Genomic DNA, 17,616 nt, shown 5'->3' with positions numbered 1-17,616 from the left:
AGATTTCCAGGGACGTGTGGTCACCGCAGTCTGTGGTCACCCGAGAGGTGGTCGCGGCCGGCGGGCGGCACGAGGTGGTCGGTGGTTGCCGTGCTGTGGCCCCGGCCGTAGGACGACGATCCGGTGGCGGTCGTTCGCGTAAAGCGGGCGTCGGTGGTTGAGGAAGGCGCGCTAGCGCCTGTCTCGAAACCACCGCATGGGTGTGGTTCCGCCAGCGGTGCCCGCGTGGTCGTCACCGGGGCGTCCCACCCCGGTGCGGCAAACTGCACTCCGTCCGGGACCCCCGGAGCGAAAAACGGCGCAGCAACCCACCACCGCAACGCGAAACCCGCTCCGAGTTTGTTGCTACTTCAAGTCAAGGGCGGGGCCGATGGCCCCGCCTACAGCAGCGCTAGGCCCTGACTCGCTGGGAGTGCGTGCACATCGTGCTGAGGCAACCGTGCGAATTTGCCGCCTTCATCGATGTAGGAGAGGGCGCGCACAAGTTCACCGAGGAACCCGTCATGCCTCCAGGTCGACATGACTTCATCTGTCATCGCGGGATCAACAATAATCATCCGGGGCTTGTAGGCCCTATTCACCCAGCGCCGAATTACCTCGTTGATGTGATCGTCGCGGAATGAATACCCAACGATCACGAGGTTCTGCGTTTGCTTGAGCCAATGGTCGAACCCCGTAAGCATTCCTAGGAAGGGCCCGTCGCTACGCAATTTTCCGCGCTGCCCGAAGACGACCGCTGGCTCGTCGAAGTAGGTCGGACCGTCGTCAGTGAAGACATGGAACGGAACAATCGAGCGCTCCTCCAATGTGCCCCAGCCGCGATGAGTCTTTGAATAGTACCAATCGAGGGACCCGTGCAGCTTCAGGAGGTTAACGTCCGCTCCTGCCTCAAAATCCCATTCAAGTCCGCCATCCCACAGCGTGATGCCGGTAGCGACCGATTTCCCAGAACGGTGGGCCGCTAGTTCCACCGAGTGGTCATAGTTGAGCGTCGCGACCCTCACGGGTCCGCCGTCTATGCCGACAATCGGTTGGAGGTAATCACTTGCCCCCGGCTCCACTTTGAGGCAAGTACGCAGCGTACTGATCATTGCTTCTTCGAGTGCGGTGAAGACGGTTCCGGTTGACCCAGACCTCGTGACAGACTCGACGCCGGCCTTGAACGCACGTTCAAGTTTTGAGTCGAACCTGCTTGTCAGCGCCTCCTTAAATTCGCGAGCGAAGAACGCCGGAAGACGACGACTGGCGAGTGCATCAAGTCCTGGGTTCCAACTTTGCACGAACGGTGCGATCTCGATCGAGTCACGCTCCGCGAGCATCTGCACGGCGCTGAAAAGGCGCTCGACGTCGACGCCCTGATACACCGGCAATCCCATCGCGGCGTCGTGAGCGATGATCGCGCCTAACGCAAGATTGAGTGCCTGTGCTGGCCCCCAACGCAGCGAGTGCGGACCGGGAGCGATCGCTTTCACGATGCGCTGAGTGAGCGCGAACGACGCGGGAACACCCGCCTCGACAGATGCCCCTGCTCCTAGCAAGAACGTCGTATCACTCGCCTTCAGCACGCCTCCGGATCATTCCAGATGGTTCAGGGAAACGGGGCCCGACCGGCCGGACGGCGGAGGGGGCGTCCTAGCGCTTGTCCGGGTTGGCGACCGACTTGCACCGGCGGGACACCACCCGCGAAGGCGACGCTGCTGCACCGCCGAACAAGGGGTGCTACTAAGCACTAGCCAGGTTCGAAGTGGTGGTCGCCCCGGTCGGGTAGGGCTCGCGGTGGTCGATGTCGCAGCCCCAGGCTGGGCGCTCGCACCCAACGTCGAGGTCTTCACGGCCCGATCGACTCGGTCGGCGAGCGCCTCTGATCGCCGCGATGGGTGAAGTTGAGGAGCGAGCCTCGAAACCACCCCACCGCATGGGTGGGGCCCCGCCAGCGGTGCCGGCGGGGCGGGGGTCAGTCGATATGTCGGAGGTGGACGAGTCCCATGGGCGAGGTCCACTCGATGGTGTTCTGGTCGAGGAGTCGGTAGGTCCAGCCGCCGGTGGTCTTGAGCCGGTGATGGCCCCGGCACAGAGGGAAGAGGTTCGAGGTGGTGGTCGCCCCGTGCGGGTACGGGTCGTGGTGGTCGAGGTCGCAGCCCCGGGCGGGGCGGTCGCAGTCCTTGAAGACGCAGGTGGGGTAGCGGAGCCGGACCTGCTCCTTCATCAACGGGGTCGGGGAGTAGGCGCCGGTGGACATCTCCTCGGCCAGGTCCAGCACCGGACGCACCGTCACCCGGGTGCCCGCTTGCTGACACCACTCCTTGACCTGTTCGGGGGTGACCACGGTGCGGGTGTTCTCCACCTCGACCATCACCTGCCCCGGTCGGGCGTGCGCGTAGAGGACGAGCTCCTTCGGCGCCGGCCGTCCACCAGACACCATCCCCAGGGCCATCGACCGCCGCACGTCGAGCGGCAGCGCCGGGTCCAGGGTCGCAGCGGTCGACGTGAGGAACTGGTCGAAGGCGAGGGCGTCGGCGAGGGAGGCGTACCCAGTGATGGGGACCGCGCCGTCCGGGGAGATGCCGCGGTAGTGGACCTCGACGCACCGCTTCTCCGCCGCCGCGATCCGGCGGCGTTCGGCCTCCTCGGGGTCGTGCTCGGCCTGAGCGCGGGCGATCTGGCGTTCGATCTCGGCCCAGGAGCACTTCTTCGCGATCAGGGCCAGGTGCCGGTCGACGGCTGCGGCGGCGTCGAGGGACAGGGTGCGGGTGTCCTGGGCGATCTTACGGGCCTTGAACACCGCCACCTCCCCGGCCATCACCCGTCCCCAGATCCGCGGGAGCCGGTGACACAGCTCGATCGCATCCCCGATGAGCCGGGCGCCGGGTTCGTGCTTCATCCCGATCGCCAGCGCGAACTCCGCGACCGCGGACTCATCGATGGTCGGGGCACCGACGCCGGCGACCTCGAGGGGCCGCATCCCCCACTCGATCTCCGGGTCGGGCTCCACACCGGGGTTCAGCTGCGCCCACTGCACGGCCTGCACCAGCTGCTCGACCTGCGCGTCGGCGATCACCGAGGCGGTGTCGCGGGCAGCGGTCAGCACCTCGTCTGCGCGGGTGCGGGTGGTGGCTGCCATGGGTCCACTCAACCAGGACCCACCGACAGCCGAAGGCCCCAGAAGTCCTTATCCACAAGGGATCTGGGAATTCGAAGGTAAAGAATTCTCTCTGCCCGGGCCGCCTTGCTACGGCCCGGGCCACAGCGGTCGACCCGAGCGCGCCGGAAACCCGACGGCGGACCGCAACCCGCGTTCCGGTGACCCCAGACCACGGTGACCACCTATCCCTGCAAATCCGCGAAGCCAGCGGGCCCGCAGTCGGCGTCAATCCGCCCTGAACACCCCGTCCGGCGTCTCGACCGAGGTCGGGCCGTCGGGCGACAACGTGATGGTGATGTCGCCGAAGGTGACGGTGTCGTCCTCCAAGGACACCGGCCTGGGCGTCTCCCCGCGACGGCCGGCCCGCCACTCACCCCGGCGGCCGTACCACTCCAGGTCGCCGGCCGACTCGAGGAAGTAGTCGGTGACGTACCGGTCGTCGTGCTCGTAGGTGACGGCGGAGGCGTTCACCCCGTCAATGGCGTAGGTCTCGTCGACGTAGATCAGCGTCAGCTCGCCGGCGTCGCCGGTGAAGCTCCGGGCGTCGCCCGGCTGGAGGCCGAGCCAGGTCGGCGCCGGGGACGACGGTGCCGGGTCAGAGGAGCACGCGGCCAGGAGCAGCACGAGGAGAGGGAGCAGACGCTTCACAGCGCCGCCACGATCGCGTCGTACGTCGCCCGGTCGAAGGCGACCAGCCGCGCCTCCTGCACCGAGGTGGGGGCCGAGTGGAAGACCTCCAGCGGCGCGGCGATCGCGTCGGCCTTCGGCCAGCCGTAGATCCCCGCCGAGACCAGCGGGAAGGCCACGCTCGCGGCGCCGAGGGAGTCCGCGACCTCCAGTGCCCGCACGTAGCAGGAGAGCAGCAGGGAGCGGTCCCGCTCACCGGCGGTGTGGTTCGGCCCGACGACGTGGATCACCCACCGCGCCGGCATCAGGCCGGCGGTCGTCCACCCGGCGTCGCCCGTCGCCAGCCCCGACGGGAAGCGCGCGATGCAGTCCTCGAGGACTGCGGGACCACCCGCCCGGTGGATGGCGCCGTCGACCCCACCACCGCCGCGCATCGCACGGTTGGCCGCGTTCACGACCGCGTCGACGTCCTGCACGGTGATGTCGCCCTGGACGACGGTGATCTCCATGCCTCAAGAGTTGCGGATGAGCTTCACCGTCGCACGCTCCAGGGCGGCCTGCCGCTCGTCGGGGTTCGCATAGGTACGCCGGGTGGCGCGCTCGATCGTGCGCCCCTCCTCGTAGGCGTCGACGACCCGCGGGTCGACGTAGGACGACCGCGCGAGGGTCGGGGTGTTGCCGAGGAACTCCGACACCTCCTTCATCGCTCCCGCGACGGCCCGCTTGCGCGAGGCCTTGGTCTCCCCCGGCTCGGACGTCTCGGCGAGCGCGGCCGCCGCCAGCACGGTGGCGTGCCAGGTGCGGAAGTCCTTGGCGGTCGCGTTGAGCCCGGTCGACGCCCGGACGTACTCGTTGACCAGGTCGGGCAGCAGCGAGCGCCAGCTGCGGCTGTTCTTGTAGGCCAGCAGCCGCAGGTCCTGCCCGCGCCGCCGGCGCATGATCTCGATGGCCTCGACGACCGTCGCGTCGTCGATCTCGATGCGGTGCTCGACGCCGGACTTCCCGACGAACGCGAAGACCAGCGCGTCCTGGCGCTTGCGCACGTGCCGCCGCTCCAGCGTCGTGAGGCCGAAGGAGCCGTTCATGTCGGCGTACACGTCGTTGCCGATCCGGAAGTACCCGAGATCCAGCAGGCGTACGGCGGCCGCACAGGCCCGCTCGAGCGGCATGCCCTCGGTGCCGAGGTCGCGGACGACCAGCTCGCGCGCCCGGGTCAGCGCCTGGCCGAACTCCAGCACCCGGTCGTGCTTCTCGGCGTCGCGCCGGGCCCGCCAGTCCGGGTGGTAGAGGTACTGCCGCCGGCCGGCGTCGTCGGTGCCGACCGCCTGCAGGTGGCCGTTCTCGTACGGCGTGACCCACACGTCCTTCCAGGCCGGCGGGACCACCAGGCCCTTCACGCGCTCGACGTTCTCGGGCGCGAGCCGCTGTCCGGCCTCGTCGAGGTAGACGAAGCCGCGCCCGGCCCGCCGCCGGGTCCACCCCGGCTGCTCGGGTGAGGTCCTACGCAGCCGCACCATGGCCGAGGAGTAGCCCCACGGCACGCACCACAAACCTGACCGCGGAGGTCGCCGCGGCCCAGGCGGAGACCGTGGTCACCTGGAGCACGTCGCTGAACTGGCCCTCGGTGTTGACGTGCACCGAGCCGTCCTCCGCGACCGCGATCCCCTCGCCCTGCTGCTGCGACGGCAGCCGGAACGACGCGAGCCGCTCGTGGTCGGGGAAGGAGTAGATCGCGGCGTTGCCGTAGTCGCGCAGCACGTAGCTGCGCCCGTCGGGGAAGAACGACCCGTCGGTGACGAAGCCCTTCGTGTCGACGACCGGCATCAGCTCGTTGGGCCGGTCGGCCGAGAGCTCGCGCGGTGCGGCGTACATCGTGCCGCCGAAGATGTCCTTGGTGACCACGAACAGCTGCCCGGTGCGGGGCTGCGCGAGCAGCGCCTCGGCGTCGTGCGCGCCGTCGGGGTAGACCAGCTCGTAGGACTCCGGCGTCACCGTGCGGTCGCCCGGACCGTAGGGCACCTTCAGCACCGTGATCGACGAGCGCGAGCCCGGGTTGTCGCCGATGTCGCCGACCCACACCTCGCCGGCGCCGGCCGGCGCGAGCGCCTCGGTGTCGGTGGGCTCGTCCGCCCACGAGGTCGTGCCGACGGTCTCCCCCGACCCGTCGACGGTGAAGATCCGGCCGCCGTCACCGGAGTCGTTGACGGTCACGTAGAAGCCGCCGCGCACCACGAGCCCGCTGGCCTCGACGATGGCCGGGTCGCGGTAGGTGAGGTCGACGGAGTACGTCGGGTCGTCCGGCCCGCTCGCCGCGCCGATGACGAACGGCACCAGCGAGACGACGGCCAGCGCCCGGTCGATCACAGCAGCTCGGCCAGCTTGGGCCGCAGGTCCCAGGTGGTCACGAGCTCGTCGTACTCCTTGCGCACCGAGCCGCCCTTGACCGGCGACCCCGTGCGTACGGCGCGCAGCATGGTGTTGCGCGGGGTGTGCTGGCTCTCGACGAACTGCACCACGTCGACGCGGTAGCCCTGGAGCCGCATGAGCGACGCCCGCAGCCCGTCGGTCAAGGTGTCGGCGAGGCGCTCGCGGAGGATGCCGTGCCGGGTGAGCATCGCGTACGGCGCGGGCGTCGGCGACTTGCGGAGCTGGGCGGCGATGTCGTGGTGGCAGCAGGGCGCCGCGAGCACGAGCCGCGCGCCCCAGTGCACGGCCTGGGCGAGCGCCTCGTCGGTGGCGGTGTCGCAGGCGTGCAGCGCTAGCACCACCTCGGGCGCCGGGTCGAGCTGCACCCCGCCGATGGTGCCGACGACGAAGTCCGCCTCGACGCCGAGATCATGCGCCACGGCCGCGTTGTGCTCGCGCGACTGCTCCTTGACGTCCACCCCGGTCAGCCGCACCGGGATCCTCTGCGAGAGGTACCGCTCGGCCGCGAAGGTCAGGTAGGCGTTGCCGCAGCCGAGGTCCACGATCCGCAGCGGGTCCTCGGCGGTCGGGCGCCGCAGGTGACCCTTCTCCAGCGCCTCGGTGATCGACGCGTCGAGCAGCCGGAGGAACTCCTCCACCTGCCGGTACTTGGCCTGCCGCGACGGCTTCAGCTTCCCCGAGGCATCCGAGATGCCGAGGGCCACGAACACCGGGTCGTCCTCGGGCAGCAGCCGCTGCTTGTCGCGGTCGTGGTCGCGCTCCGCCTCGACCGGCTCGACCCGGTCGGTGGTGTGCACGACCGCCTCGAGCTTCTTGGTCACGCGCAGCTGGTGCGACTGCGTGGTGGTCTCGACGTTCCAGTTCGCGAACGGCTCGTCGAGCAGCTCGTCGACCGCGTCGCGCGCCGCGTCGCCGACGTGGTTGGCGGTGAACGCCTGCGTCTCGTCGTAGGTCGTGACCTGGAGGTGCCGCCCGGCCTTGAGGTCGACGTACCGCATCTCGGCGCGGCGCCACCGGGGCGCCTCGCCCTTCTGGCGGCCCGACGCGACCGCCTTGACCAGCACGTCCGGGTCGAGGATCAGCGCGCGCAGCCGGTTCAGCTCGCGGAGCAGCGGCTCGGCCATCAGACCAGCGCCGCGACGATCACGATGAGCAGCAGCGCCACGAGGACCGTCGGGATGATCAGGCGGCGGTGGCGGGGATTCACCCGTCGAGTCTAGAAGCCAGCAGCTCGGCGAGGTGCATCGTGGGCACCTGCGCGAGGTCGTCGAGCTGGACCCGGCACGACATGCCGTCGGCGAGCACGACCGCCTCCGGCTGGGAGCGTACGGCGGGCATCAGGTGCGTCTCCGCGACGGCGACGGACACCTCGTAGTGTCCCTTCTCCATGCCGAAGTTGCCGGCGAGGCCGCAGCAGCCCGCGACCTGCGTGACGCGCGCGCCGGCCTTCTCCAGCAGCCGCTTGTCGGCCGCCCACCCGAGGATCGACGCGTGGTGGCAGTGCGGCTGCGCGACCACCTCGACGCCCTCGAGCGACGGCAGCGGCACGTCGAGCCGCTCCAGCAGCTCGGCGAAGGTGAGCACGTCGAGGTGCTCCCCCACCATCTCCGGCACGTCGCTGCGCAGCGTCGCCAGGCAGGAGGGCTCCAGCCCGACCACCGGGACGCCGGACTCGACGTAGGGCCGCAGCGTCCGCACGGTGCGCTGCATGATCGTCCGCGCCTCGTCGAGCTGGCCGGTCGTCACCCAGGTCAGGCCGCAGCACGCGTCGTCCCGGATGACCCGCGCGGTGACGCCGACGGACTCCAGGAAGGAGATCGCGGCCAGCGCGTTCGCCGGGAAGAAGTGGTCGGTGAAGGAGTCCGCCCAGATCCACACGTCCGGGACCACGTCGGGGACGCCCCGTGATCCGTAGACCGTGCGGCGCAGCGTCTTCGGCGCGAACGCCGGGATCGAGCGCCGCTGGTCGATGCCCGCGGTGGCCTTGGCCAGCCGGGCGACCGGTCCCAGCTTCATCATCCGGTTCGCCATCGGCGCCATCGGGGCGGCCAGCCGCACCCACTTGGGCAGCCGGCCGAGCAGCAGGTGGCTCCGGGGACGCCGGCGCGCGTCGGGGCCGGAGTACGTCGCGTGCAGCGCCTCCGCCTTGTAGGTCGCCATGTCCACGCCGGTCGGGCAGTCCGACGCGCAGCCCTTGCAGGCCAGGCAGAGGTCGAGCGCCTCGTGCACCGCCGGGTCCGCGAAGCCCTGCACCAGCGAGCCGTCGAGGGCCTCCTGGAGGACCCGCGAGCGGCCGCGGGTGGAGTCCTTCTCCTCGCGGGTGGCGAGGTACGACGGGCACATCACGCCGTTGGTCCGCGGCGCCACGCACTTGCCGACGCCGGTGCAGCGGTGGATCGCGTCCGCGAGCGGGATCAGCGGCCGCGGCCGGACCGGGCGCAGGTCGGCGTCGAGGGGCGCCGGGTCGACGATGTTGCCGGGGTTCAGCAGGCCGCGCGGGTCGCAGATCGCCTTGACCGCGCCGAAGAGCTTGATCGACTCCTCGTCGTACATCGTCGCCAGCAGCTCCGAGCGCGCGCGCCCGTCGCCGTGCTCGCCGGAGATCGAGCCGCCGTGCTCGCGCAGCTTCAGCGCGCACGCGGTCAGGAACTCGCGGAAGGAGGCGCCCCCGTCGTCGAAGAGGAAGTCGATGCGCACGTGCACGCAGCCGTCACCGAAGTGGCCGTAGGGCACGCCGTCGAGGCCGTGCTCCTTGAGCAGCAGGTCGAAGTCGCGGAGCCACGCCCCCAGCCGCTCGGGCGGCACGGCCGCGTCCTCCCACCCGGAGTACGCCGGACGCGACAGCGAGCGCGCGGCCAGTCCGGCGCCGTCCTCGCGGATGCGCCACAGCGCCGCCGCCTCGGGGCCGTCGGGCACCACGCGGTGCTCGAGCGCGTCGCCGGCGGCGACCACGGCCGCGACCTCGGCGGCCGGCACCTCGGCGAACAGCCAGCCCGCGCCGCGCGGCAGCGCCGGGGCGTTCGGGACCAGGTCGACGATGCGGGAGTCGAGGCCCTCGCAGGCGGTCATGCGCGGCGCGGCCGCGAGCAGCGCCGGGACCGCGTCGGCCGCCTCGTGCATCGACGGGTAGCCGAGCACGACGAGGTGCCGGTCGGGGTCGTCCTCGACCAGCCGCACGGTCGCCGACCGGACGACCGCGAGGGTGCCCTCCGAGCCGACGAGGAAGCGGTCGACGTTGCGGCCGTTCTCGGGCAGCAGGTGCTCGAGCGAGTAGCCGCTGACCTGGCGGGTGAACCGGCCGAACGACGTGCGCACGTGCGCGAGGTGCTGGTCGACCAGCGCCCCGAGCCGCGTCGCCACGTCCGAGGCGCCCGGACCCCAGGCGACGTCGAGGCCCAGCACGTTGTCCGACGTACGCCCGTAGCCGAGCGCGCGCGAGCCGCAGGCGTTGTTGCCGATCATCCCGCCGATCGTGCAGCGGGTGTGGGTCGACGGGTCCGGCCCGAACCGCAGGCCGTACGGCGCCGCCGCGCGCTGGAGGTCGGCGTGGACGACCCCGGGCTGCACGACGGCGCTGCGGGCCTCCGGGTCGATCGAGACGACCTTGTTGAGGTGACGCAGCGTGTCGACGACGATGCCGGTGCCGACCGCGTTGCCCGCGATCGACGTGCCGGCGCCGCGCATGGTGACCGGCGCCCCGGTCTCGGCGGCGACGTCGAGGATCGCGTCCAGCTCGTCGGCGTGCCGCGGTCGGACCACCACATCGGGGACGACGCGGTAGAGCGAGGCGTCCGAGGAGTAGAGCGCCCGGGCGAGGGTCGAGTCGTCGACGTCCGAGACCCCCCGACGACGCAGCGAACTGACGAGGTCGGCAGCGGAGGTCACGTCACCAGTGTTCCATCGAGCCTCGGAAGACCGACGCCAGGTCTTCGTCCGTGAGACTCTTCGGCGCGGTCGCGAGCAGGCGCTGCTGCTGCAGGGCACCGGCCACCAGGGCGTCCACGTCGGCCTCGCCGTACCCGACCTCGGCGAGGCCGTTCGGCAGGCCGATGTCGCGCATCAGCGCGGTGAGCACGGTCGGCAGCGCGCCCGGGCCGGGCGCCACCGAGGGGTCGAGCAGCCGGGCCGCCCGGACGTGCCGGTCGGGGTCGGCGTCGAAGGTGAAGCGGAACGCCGCCGGCGCGGTCAGCGATACCGCCGTCCCGTGCGGGACGAGCGACGCCGCGCGGCCGGCGATCGGGTAGGCGTTGGCGTGCGGGATGTGCACGCCGGCGTTCCCGAAGCCGAGCCCGGCGAAGGTCGCCGCCATCGCCATCTGCCCGCGGGCCGCGGGGTCGTCGCCGTCGGCGACCGCCCGCCGGAAGACACCCGCCAGCAGGGTCAGGGCCCGCTCCGACCACAGGTCCGCGATCGGGTTGGCGCCGCAGTAGGGCACCCGCTGCTCGGGCCGCTTGGCCTCGAAGTCGGCGAACCACCGCGCGGTCCAGCTCTCCAGCGCGTGGCAGAGGATGTCCATCCCGGCCGCGGCGGTGACGTGGGCCGGCTGGGTGAGGGTCAGCGCGGGGTCGACCACGGCCAGCGTGGGCCGCAGCGCGGGGTGGCTGATCCCGGTCTTCACGTGCAGCGAGAGCACGTCCAGCACGCAGATCGTGGTGCTCTCGGAGCCGGTGCCGGTCGTGGTCGGCACCGCGACGAGCGGCAGCAGCGGCTGGGTCGGCGGCTGCGCCTTCCCGACCGGGGCGTTGACGTAGTCCATGAGCTCGCCCGGGTTCGTGGTGAGCAGGTTGACCGCCTTCGCGGTGTCGATCGACGACCCGCCGCCGACGACCAGCACGGCGTCGAAGGGCCCCGCGTCCCGCGCGAAGGCCACCGCGTCGCGCACGGACTCGTCGGTCGGCTCGACGTGCACGGCGTCGTACGTCGTCACCTCGATGCCGTGGGTGGCGACCTGCTCCGCGATTCGCGCCGGGTGCCCGGTGGCCGCGACGCCCGGGTCGGTGACGAGCAGCACCCGCCGGGCGCCGTAGCCCCGAAGGTCGTGGCCGATCTCCGCGGACGCACCCGTTCCGAACTTCAGGGCGGGCGCTGCGTAGGTGAATACGGTCTCGCTCATCTGGCCAACCTATTAGGCTCCCCCTGACAGGGAGGGGGGCTCTGGATGCGGCACGTGCTGCGCCACGCACGCTGGATCGTGCTGGCGGTCGTCGTCGTGCTCGTCTCCGGCGGCGCGTTGTACGTCGCGCTGCGTGAGCCGCTGACCGCCGGCACGCCCGAGACCGGCGCCGCCCACCCCACCGTCGACGGCAACCGCATCGTCGACAGCCGCAGCGGCCGTGACTTCGTGCCGCGCGGCGTGAACTGGAGCAGCTTCGAGTACGCCTGTGCCCAGGGCTGGGGGTACTCCGCGCTCGACACCCTCGTCGCGCGGGACCCGTACGCCGCCGAGGCGGAGCTGATCGCCGACTGGGGCGGCAACACCGTCCGGCTGCCGCTGAACCAGGACTGCTGGCTCGGCACGCGCGGTGCCCCGGTGAGCGACCAGCACGAGGAGCGCACGGTCGAGGGCTACCGCGACGAGGTGCGGAGGTTCGTCACCGCCCTCAACAAGGCGGGCATGGTCGTCATCCTCGACCTGCACAGCCGCAAGCGGATCGGACAGCCGGAGTTCGGCAACCTCGCGATGCCCGACTCCGAGGCGATCGCGTTCTGGACCTCCGTCGCCGGGGAGTACGCCGGCAACCCGTCGGTCATGTTCGACGCGTTCAACGAGCCGTACTCCCGCTACAACGCCAGCGGCACCCGCTACCTGTTCGACCTCACCTGGAGGTGCTGGCGCGACGGCGGCTGCGCGGCGCCGTTCGAGGACGACCAGAGCGCCTCGGCCGGGCAGGTCACCTACCCCGTCCAGGGCATGGCCGCCGTCGTGGAGGCGATCCGCACGGCCGGCGCCGAGCAGCCGGTCCTGCTCGGCGGGCTCGACTACGCCAACGACCTCAGCCACTGGCTCGAGTTCGCGCCCGACGACGACCAGCTGGTGGCGGCGTTCCACTCCTACGACTTCAAGGAGTGCTCGACCGAGGACTGCTGGGAGCGCGTCGTCGGCAAGCTCGCCGACAGCGTCCCGGTCCTCACCTCCGAGCTCGGCGCGGACAGGCCCCAGAAGGGGTACGTCGAGCGCTACCTCGACTGGGTCGACGCCCACCACCTCGGCGCGCTGTTCTGGGTCTGGGCCGACCACCCCGGCGACCCGATGGCGCTGATCAGCAGCGAGCGCGACCGCCCGACGGCCTACGGCATCTCCGCCCGGAGCTGGCTGTCCGAGCACTGAGAGCAACAGCCGGTCCACGCGTGGTCAACGCTTCGGCAACAGGTCATCAACGCTGGACCAGACCGGCCCGGGTAGTCCCGCGATCGCCACTACGGTGAATTTCATTCGAGTCCACCATGGGGGTGGTTGAGTCGATGACTCGGCGTTCACCAGCGGCCGAGCAAGGGGGAAGCATCATGTCGCTGCAGACGAGTCCGTCGCGGCCGGCAGCCAAGTCGATCGGGGCTGCGTTCGTCGACATCGTGTTGACGCTCGTGATCCTCGTCGTCTCCTTCCTCGCCTTCCTCATCGCCCCGCTCCTCGCGCTGGCCGTCGCGTACCTGATCTACGCGCTCATGCGGCCCCGCAACAAGAAGAAGGCCCGGCAGGCCGCCGCCGCCGGCGGGGGCACCGGCAGCCGCCGGGGCGGCCGGCCCGCCGCCGCGCACGGCTTCGGAGCAGGAACCACGACGTGACCACCACCCAGTCCCAGGCGCAGACCCGCCGCCTCCCGCGGCTGACCGACGGCGTCGACCAGGACCTGCGGCACCTCATCCCCGAGGGCATCTGCCGCACGTTCCGGGTGATGCCGTACGCCGCGTCCGACGGCACCGTGCTCGTCGCGGCCGCGGACGCCGACGACAACATCACCGCGCACGTCGTGGCCGAGCGGATCGATCGCCCGGTCCAGCTGGTGCGTCACACGGTCAACGAGATCGTGTCCGCCATCGACACCGTCTACCCGCCGCAGGACACCGAGGTCGAGACGCCCGAGGCGCGCCGCTCCCGGATGCAGATGGCCCAGATGCTCACCCGCAGCGGGCTCATCACCGACGACCAGCTCCAGCGGGCGATGCTCGAGTACAGCCGCACCGGCGACCCGCTCGGCGACATCCTGGTCTCCCACGAGGCGATCTCCGAGGACACGCTCGTGGCCGCGCTGTCGGAGATGTACCAGATGCAGCGCGTCGGCCTGAGCGACTTCACGCCGGACATGGAGGTCGCCCGCCGGCTGCCCGAACCGCTGGCCCTGAGCTACCAGGCAGTGCCGGTGGCCGCGACCGAGGACCTCGTCCTGCTCGCCGTCGCCCGGCCGCTGGAGGCCGAGGCCGCCGCCGCGGTCGAGGAGGCGCTCGGTGCGCCGTTCCGCCAGCTGCTGGCCAACCGGACCGAGCTCGACCAGCTGATCCAGCACGTGCACTCGCGGCACTACGCCGAGGTGTCGACCCGGCTGCTGATGGAGACGCGGCCCGAGGAGTCCGCGCACATCGTCATCTCGGGCACGCAGAAGGCGACGTTCGTCATGGTGGCGATCGTGGTCGTGGTGTGCGGGGTCATCTGGCCCTACGAGACCGCCGTGGCCGTGGTCGCGGCGTGCAGCCTGCTCTACCTGGTCGTGTCGTTCTACAAGTTCCGGCTGACGCTCCGCGCGCTGGGGACGCACCTGGAGACCGACGTCACCGACGAGGAGGTCGCGGCCCTGGACGAGCGGCGCCTGCCGATGTACACGATCCTGGTCCCGCTCTACAAGGAGGCGGCGATCGTGCCGCGCCTGGTGCGCGACATCAACGCGCTGGACTACCCGCGGACCCGCCTCGACGTGAAGCTCCTCTGCGAGGAGGACGACGAGGAGACCGTCGCCAAGGTCCGCTCCATGCAGCTCCCGCCGCACTTCCACCTCGTCGTCGTGCCCGACAGCCAGCCGAAGACGAAGCCGAAGGCCTGCAACTACGGCCTCCAGCTCGCGACCGGCGACTTCTGCGTCATCTTCGACGCCGAGGACCGGCCCGACCCGGACCAGCTGAAGAAGGCCGTGATCGCCTTCGGCCGCGTGCCGGAGAACGTCGTGTGCGTCCAGGCGAAGCTCAACCACTTCAACCAGGACCAGAACATGCTGACGGCCTGGTTCGCCAACGAGTACTCGATGCACTTCGAGCTCATCCTCCCGGCGATGGGCGCGGCCGAGTCGCCGATCCCGCTGGGCGGCACCTCGAACCACTTCGTGACCAGCAAGCTCCGCGAGCTCGGCGCCTGGGACCCCTTCAACGTGACCGAGGACGCCGACCTCGGCATCCGGCTGCACCGCGAGGGCTACCGCACCGCGATGATCGACTCCACCACGCTGGAGGAGGCCAACTCCCAGGTCCCGAACTGGATCCGCCAGCGCAGCCGGTGGAACAAGGGCTACATCCAGACCTGGCTCGTGCACATGCGCCACCCGTTCGCGCTGCTCTCGGCGACCGGCCTGCGCGGGTTCCTCAGCTTCAACCTGACCATGGGCACGGCGTTCGTGCTGCTGCTGAACCCGATCTTCTGGGGCCTGACGACGCTCTACGTCCTCACCCAGGCCGGCTTCATCCAGCAGCTGTTCCCCGGCGTGGTGTTCTACGTCGCCAGCGCGCTGCTCTTCGTCGGCAACTTCGTCTTCGTCTACCTCAGCGTGGCCGGCAGCCTGCAGCGCGGCATGTTCAGCCTGACGCGGACCGCGCTGCTCTCGCCGCTCTACTGGGGCCTGATGAGCTGGGCCGCCTGGAAGGGCTTCATCCAGCTCTTCACCAACCCGTTCTACTGGGAGAAGACCACGCACGGGCTCGACGACGGATCGGCGACCCACTGATGAGCACCGACGTCGTCGTCCACACCAAGGAGCGCCTCACCGGCGTCGTCCAGGCGGTCGGTCGTCGTCCCAACGACATCCAGCGCCGCTGGTGGGAGAGCGCCCTGGTCTTCCTGCTCTTCACGGTGGCCTACTCGATCTTCGGCCACTGGCTGGTCGTCGAGCAGCACGTGGTCGGCTTCGAGACCCTGGATCGCCTCAACCGGGCGCTCATGGTCTGGCACAACGACCCGGCCAAGCTGTCCGCGATCGGCTTCGACTACCCGCCGCTGGCGACGCTGCTCATCGCGCCGCTGGCGATCTGGCGCGACGTCGTGACCTCGCTGTCCGCCGTACCGGTGGCGTCGGCGGTCTTCGCGGCTCTCACGATGGTCGCGTTCAACACGATGATGCGGCGCGCGCTGGTCGTCGGGCCGCTGCGCTACGCGCTGCTGATCGCGCTCGGCGCCAACCCGCTCGTGCTGCTCTACGCCACGACCGGCACCCGGCACTTCGTGTGGATCGCCTTCGTGATGCTCGGGCTCGGGGCACTGGTCGCGTGGTATATCACCGCGGACGTCCGGTTCGTCATGCTCGCCGGCATCTCGTACGCCGTCGCGGCGCTGTCCGGCTACTCCTCGCTGACCTTCTTCCTGCTGAGCGCCGTGATGATCGGCGCGGTCCTGGCCCGGCTGGGCGCCGACGGCTCCGAGGTCGAGGGCACCGTCGTCGGGTTCGCCGCGCCGACCGTCTATGTGATCGCGCTGTGGACCGTGTTCAACCTGGTCCTGCTGCTGAGCCCGTTCTCGTGGATCACCCGCAGCAGCGACGCGGCGGCCTCCGGCGGCCTCGACCAGTTCTCCGCGGTCGAGCTGATGGAGGCGACCGGCAAGCTGGTCCTCTACGGCGCGCCGCTGGCGATCGTCGTCCTGCCCGCGCTGATCTTCGCCGGGCTCGCGCGGGGCAACCCGTTCGCGCTCTGGCTCGGCGTGCTCCTCGGCGCCTCGATCCTCATGCCGGCGCTCGCGGTCGCGCTGCGGCTTACCGACTCCCCCATGCTCATGCGCAACGCGTTGCCGATCCTGCTGCTCTCGGTCGTCGGGGCGATCTGGCTGGCCCGGTCCGCGGAGGAGGGCGGCACGCTGGTCGCCGCCCTGGTGATCGTCGGGCTGGTGCTGAGCATCCCGTGGACGCTCACCGCGATGAAGACCTACCGCTACCAGAACCTCGAGGCGCCGTTCGCCGCCGCGCTCACCACCGGCGAGTCGCAGGAGGGTGCCGAGACGGTCAACGGGGAGACCGTCGGCATCGTCTCGGAGCAGGCGATGGCCGAGTTCGTCCGCAACAACGTGTCGCGGGACAACTCCATCCTGACCGACAACGCCCAGACGTACGCCGTCATGATGCTGACCGGCAGGCCGGAGCTCTTCTTCGACCGCGTCGACGACAGCGACGGCCCCTGGAAGGAGGCGGCGCGCGACCCGGCCCAGCGCGTGGACTACCTGCTGATGTCGACCTCCGACAACGGCGACCTGCTCACCAAGCTCTACCCGGACGCCGCCGCCGGCAACGACGCGCAGCTCCAGGTCGTCTACCGGACCCCTCGCTACGTGCTCGTCGACGTCCCGGCCGGCTTCAACCCGGGCGCGCAGGCCGAGGACCAGGTCGAGGTGGTCTCATGACCGACGAGACCAGGCCGCACATCGCCCCGCCGCCGTCGGTCGACGACGTGCTCTCGGCGCTGACCGACCAGTCCCGGATCGGGCAGGTCGACTTCACGGCTGCGCTCGGGCCCGACGCACCGTCGTCGGCCGCCGCTGCGGACGCCGGCGCCCACCGGCCCGCGCCGCCGGCGCCGATCGAGCGCCCGCTGCGCCGGGTGACGCCTCCCCCGCCCCCGGTGCCGCCGACGCCCCCGGTGCCGCCGACGCCGGTCGACGAGGTCGAGGTCGGGGACGAGCCCGAGCCCGTCGAGCCCCACGCCGAGGAGGAGCCCGAGGTCGTCGAGCCGGCGCCGGAGCCGGCACCCGAGCCGGCACCCGAGCCGGCGCCGAGGATGGTCAAGGCGAAGAGGATCCCCCCGGCTGCGCCGGAGCCCGTCGTGGTGGTCGTGCCCGAGCCCGCGCCGGTCGTCGAGCTGCCCCCGGCCGCCGAGGAGCTCGTCGTCGACGTGGCGCGCGCCGTCGAGGACGTCGCCGTCGACGTGATCGCCCGGATGCGCGCCGCCGAACAGGCGACGCTGCGCCACCTCGACGCCATGCAGACCGAGGCGACCCGCCGCTACGAGCTGGTCACCGCCCAGGCCGAGCTCGACGCCGAGCTCATCCGGCTCCAGTCGCGCCGCGAGGCGCACGCCATCGTCAGCGCCGCCCGGCTGCGGGCCGGCGAGATCGAGGACATCTCCGACGACCCCGACGACGAGGGGCACCGCCTGTCGGTGTTCACCGACGCGATCTCCCGCGTCGCGGACGCCACCGACAGCGCCCTGCACCGCGGCCGCCCGGACGGGATGTGAGC

Annotated in this window: 14 protein-coding genes; 5 read left to right on the top strand and 9 right to left on the bottom strand. The window is 71.0% G+C overall.

Annotation, left to right across the window (positions count from 1 at the left end; translation table 11 throughout):
• Nucleotides 1-380: 380 nt before the first annotated feature.
• The 9 genes from ACYQ0U_RS17480 to ACYQ0U_RS17440 all read right to left on the bottom strand — a co-directional run bounded on the left by ACYQ0U_RS17480 (nucleotide 381) and on the right by ACYQ0U_RS17440 (nucleotide 11,309).
• Nucleotides 381-1,565, bottom strand: a complete 1,185-nt coding sequence (locus tag ACYQ0U_RS17480) for an SIR2 family protein (RefSeq protein ID WP_459975157.1) — start codon at nucleotides 1,563-1,565, stop codon at nucleotides 381-383.
• A gap of 389 nt (nucleotides 1,566-1,954) precedes the next feature.
• A complete protein-coding gene (locus ACYQ0U_RS17475; protein ID WP_459975156.1) occupies nucleotides 1,955-3,121 on the bottom strand; it encodes an HNH endonuclease signature motif containing protein in 1,167 nt (388 codons plus the stop codon).
• A gap of 246 nt (nucleotides 3,122-3,367) precedes the next feature.
• Nucleotides 3,368-3,790 carry a hypothetical protein gene (locus ACYQ0U_RS17470; RefSeq protein ID WP_459975155.1) on the bottom strand — a complete coding sequence of 141 codons (423 nt, stop codon included), beginning with the start codon at nucleotides 3,788-3,790 and terminating at the stop codon, nucleotides 3,368-3,370.
• Entirely contained in the window at nucleotides 3,787-4,278 is a 492-nt protein-coding gene (locus ACYQ0U_RS17465; RefSeq protein ID WP_459975154.1) for a macro domain-containing protein, read from the bottom strand. Before ACYQ0U_RS17465 ends, ACYQ0U_RS17470 begins: the two co-directional genes overlap by 4 nt.
• 3 nt (nucleotides 4,279-4,281) lie before the next feature.
• Nucleotides 4,282-5,310 (bottom strand): DNA topoisomerase IB, encoded by a 1,029-nt coding sequence (locus ACYQ0U_RS17460; RefSeq protein ID WP_459975153.1) that lies wholly within the window; start codon nucleotides 5,308-5,310, stop codon nucleotides 4,282-4,284.
• Nucleotides 5,270-6,133: a hypothetical protein gene (locus ACYQ0U_RS17455; RefSeq protein WP_459975152.1), complete on the bottom strand. Its 864-nt coding sequence runs from the start codon at nucleotides 6,131-6,133 to the stop codon at nucleotides 5,270-5,272. Before ACYQ0U_RS17455 ends, ACYQ0U_RS17460 begins: the two co-directional genes overlap by 41 nt.
• Entirely contained in the window at nucleotides 6,130-7,320 is a 1,191-nt protein-coding gene (locus tag ACYQ0U_RS17450; RefSeq protein ID WP_459975151.1) for a class I SAM-dependent methyltransferase, read from the bottom strand. The genes ACYQ0U_RS17455 and ACYQ0U_RS17450 overlap by 4 nt, the downstream gene beginning before the upstream one ends.
• A 79-nt stretch (nucleotides 7,321-7,399) precedes the next feature.
• The gene (locus ACYQ0U_RS17445) at nucleotides 7,400-10,081 is read right to left on the bottom strand and encodes an FAD-binding and (Fe-S)-binding domain-containing protein (RefSeq protein ID WP_459975150.1); all 2,682 of its coding nucleotides are present in this window, start codon (nucleotides 10,079-10,081) and stop codon (nucleotides 7,400-7,402) included.
• Nucleotide 10,082: 1 nt separating this feature from the next.
• On the bottom strand, nucleotides 10,083-11,309 hold the full coding sequence (locus ACYQ0U_RS17440) for a hydroxyacid-oxoacid transhydrogenase (RefSeq protein WP_459975149.1): 1,227 nt from the start codon (nucleotides 11,307-11,309) through the stop codon (nucleotides 10,083-10,085).
• Nucleotides 11,310-11,363: 54 nt separating this feature from the next.
• On the opposite strand from ACYQ0U_RS17440, the gene ACYQ0U_RS17435 reads away from it, so the two are divergent.
• The 5 genes from ACYQ0U_RS17435 to ACYQ0U_RS17415 all read left to right on the top strand — a co-directional run bounded on the left by ACYQ0U_RS17435 (nucleotide 11,364) and on the right by ACYQ0U_RS17415 (nucleotide 17,614).
• Nucleotides 11,364-12,524 (top strand): glycoside hydrolase family 5 protein, encoded by a 1,161-nt coding sequence (locus ACYQ0U_RS17435; protein ID WP_459975148.1) that lies wholly within the window; start codon nucleotides 11,364-11,366, stop codon nucleotides 12,522-12,524.
• 176 nt (nucleotides 12,525-12,700) lie between these two features.
• Nucleotides 12,701-12,979: a hypothetical protein gene (locus tag ACYQ0U_RS17430; protein WP_459975147.1), complete on the top strand. Its 279-nt coding sequence runs from the start codon at nucleotides 12,701-12,703 to the stop codon at nucleotides 12,977-12,979.
• Entirely contained in the window at nucleotides 12,976-15,120 is a 2,145-nt protein-coding gene (locus ACYQ0U_RS17425; RefSeq protein ID WP_459975146.1) for a glycosyltransferase, read from the top strand. Before ACYQ0U_RS17430 ends, ACYQ0U_RS17425 begins: the two co-directional genes overlap by 4 nt.
• On the top strand, nucleotides 15,120-16,781 hold the full coding sequence (locus ACYQ0U_RS17420; RefSeq protein WP_459975145.1) for a hypothetical protein: 1,662 nt from the start codon (nucleotides 15,120-15,122) through the stop codon (nucleotides 16,779-16,781). The genes ACYQ0U_RS17425 and ACYQ0U_RS17420 overlap by 1 nt, the downstream gene beginning before the upstream one ends.
• A complete protein-coding gene (locus ACYQ0U_RS17415) occupies nucleotides 16,778-17,614 on the top strand; it encodes a hypothetical protein (protein WP_459975144.1) in 837 nt (278 codons plus the stop codon). Before ACYQ0U_RS17420 ends, ACYQ0U_RS17415 begins: the two co-directional genes overlap by 4 nt.
• Nucleotides 17,615-17,616 lie beyond the last annotated feature (2 nt).

This window comes from Nocardioides pyridinolyticus (genome assembly GCF_054653575.1).
This window is presented reverse-complemented; position numbering and strand designations above follow the sequence as displayed.

What these genes read in the sequence shown, in the direction of transcription:
- ACYQ0U_RS17475 (WP_459975156.1), bottom strand. Translation starts at nt 3,121, where the DNA reads ATGGCAGCCACCACCCGCACCCGCGCAGACGAGGTGCTGACCGCTGCC.
- ACYQ0U_RS17465 (WP_459975154.1), bottom strand. Translation starts at nt 4,278, where the DNA reads ATGGAGATCACCGTCGTCCAGGGCGACATCACCGTGCAGGACGTCGAC.
- ACYQ0U_RS17450 (WP_459975151.1), bottom strand. Translation starts at nt 7,320, where the DNA reads ATGGCCGAGCCGCTGCTCCGCGAGCTGAACCGGCTGCGCGCGCTGATC.
- ACYQ0U_RS17440 (WP_459975149.1), bottom strand. Translation starts at nt 11,309, where the DNA reads ATGAGCGAGACCGTATTCACCTACGCAGCGCCCGCCCTGAAGTTCGGA.
- ACYQ0U_RS17430 (WP_459975147.1), top strand. Translation starts at nt 12,701, where the DNA reads ATGTCGCTGCAGACGAGTCCGTCGCGGCCGGCAGCCAAGTCGATCGGG.
- ACYQ0U_RS17420 (WP_459975145.1), top strand. Translation starts at nt 15,120, where the DNA reads ATGAGCACCGACGTCGTCGTCCACACCAAGGAGCGCCTCACCGGCGTC.
- ACYQ0U_RS17415 (WP_459975144.1), top strand. Translation starts at nt 16,778, where the DNA reads ATGACCGACGAGACCAGGCCGCACATCGCCCCGCCGCCGTCGGTCGAC.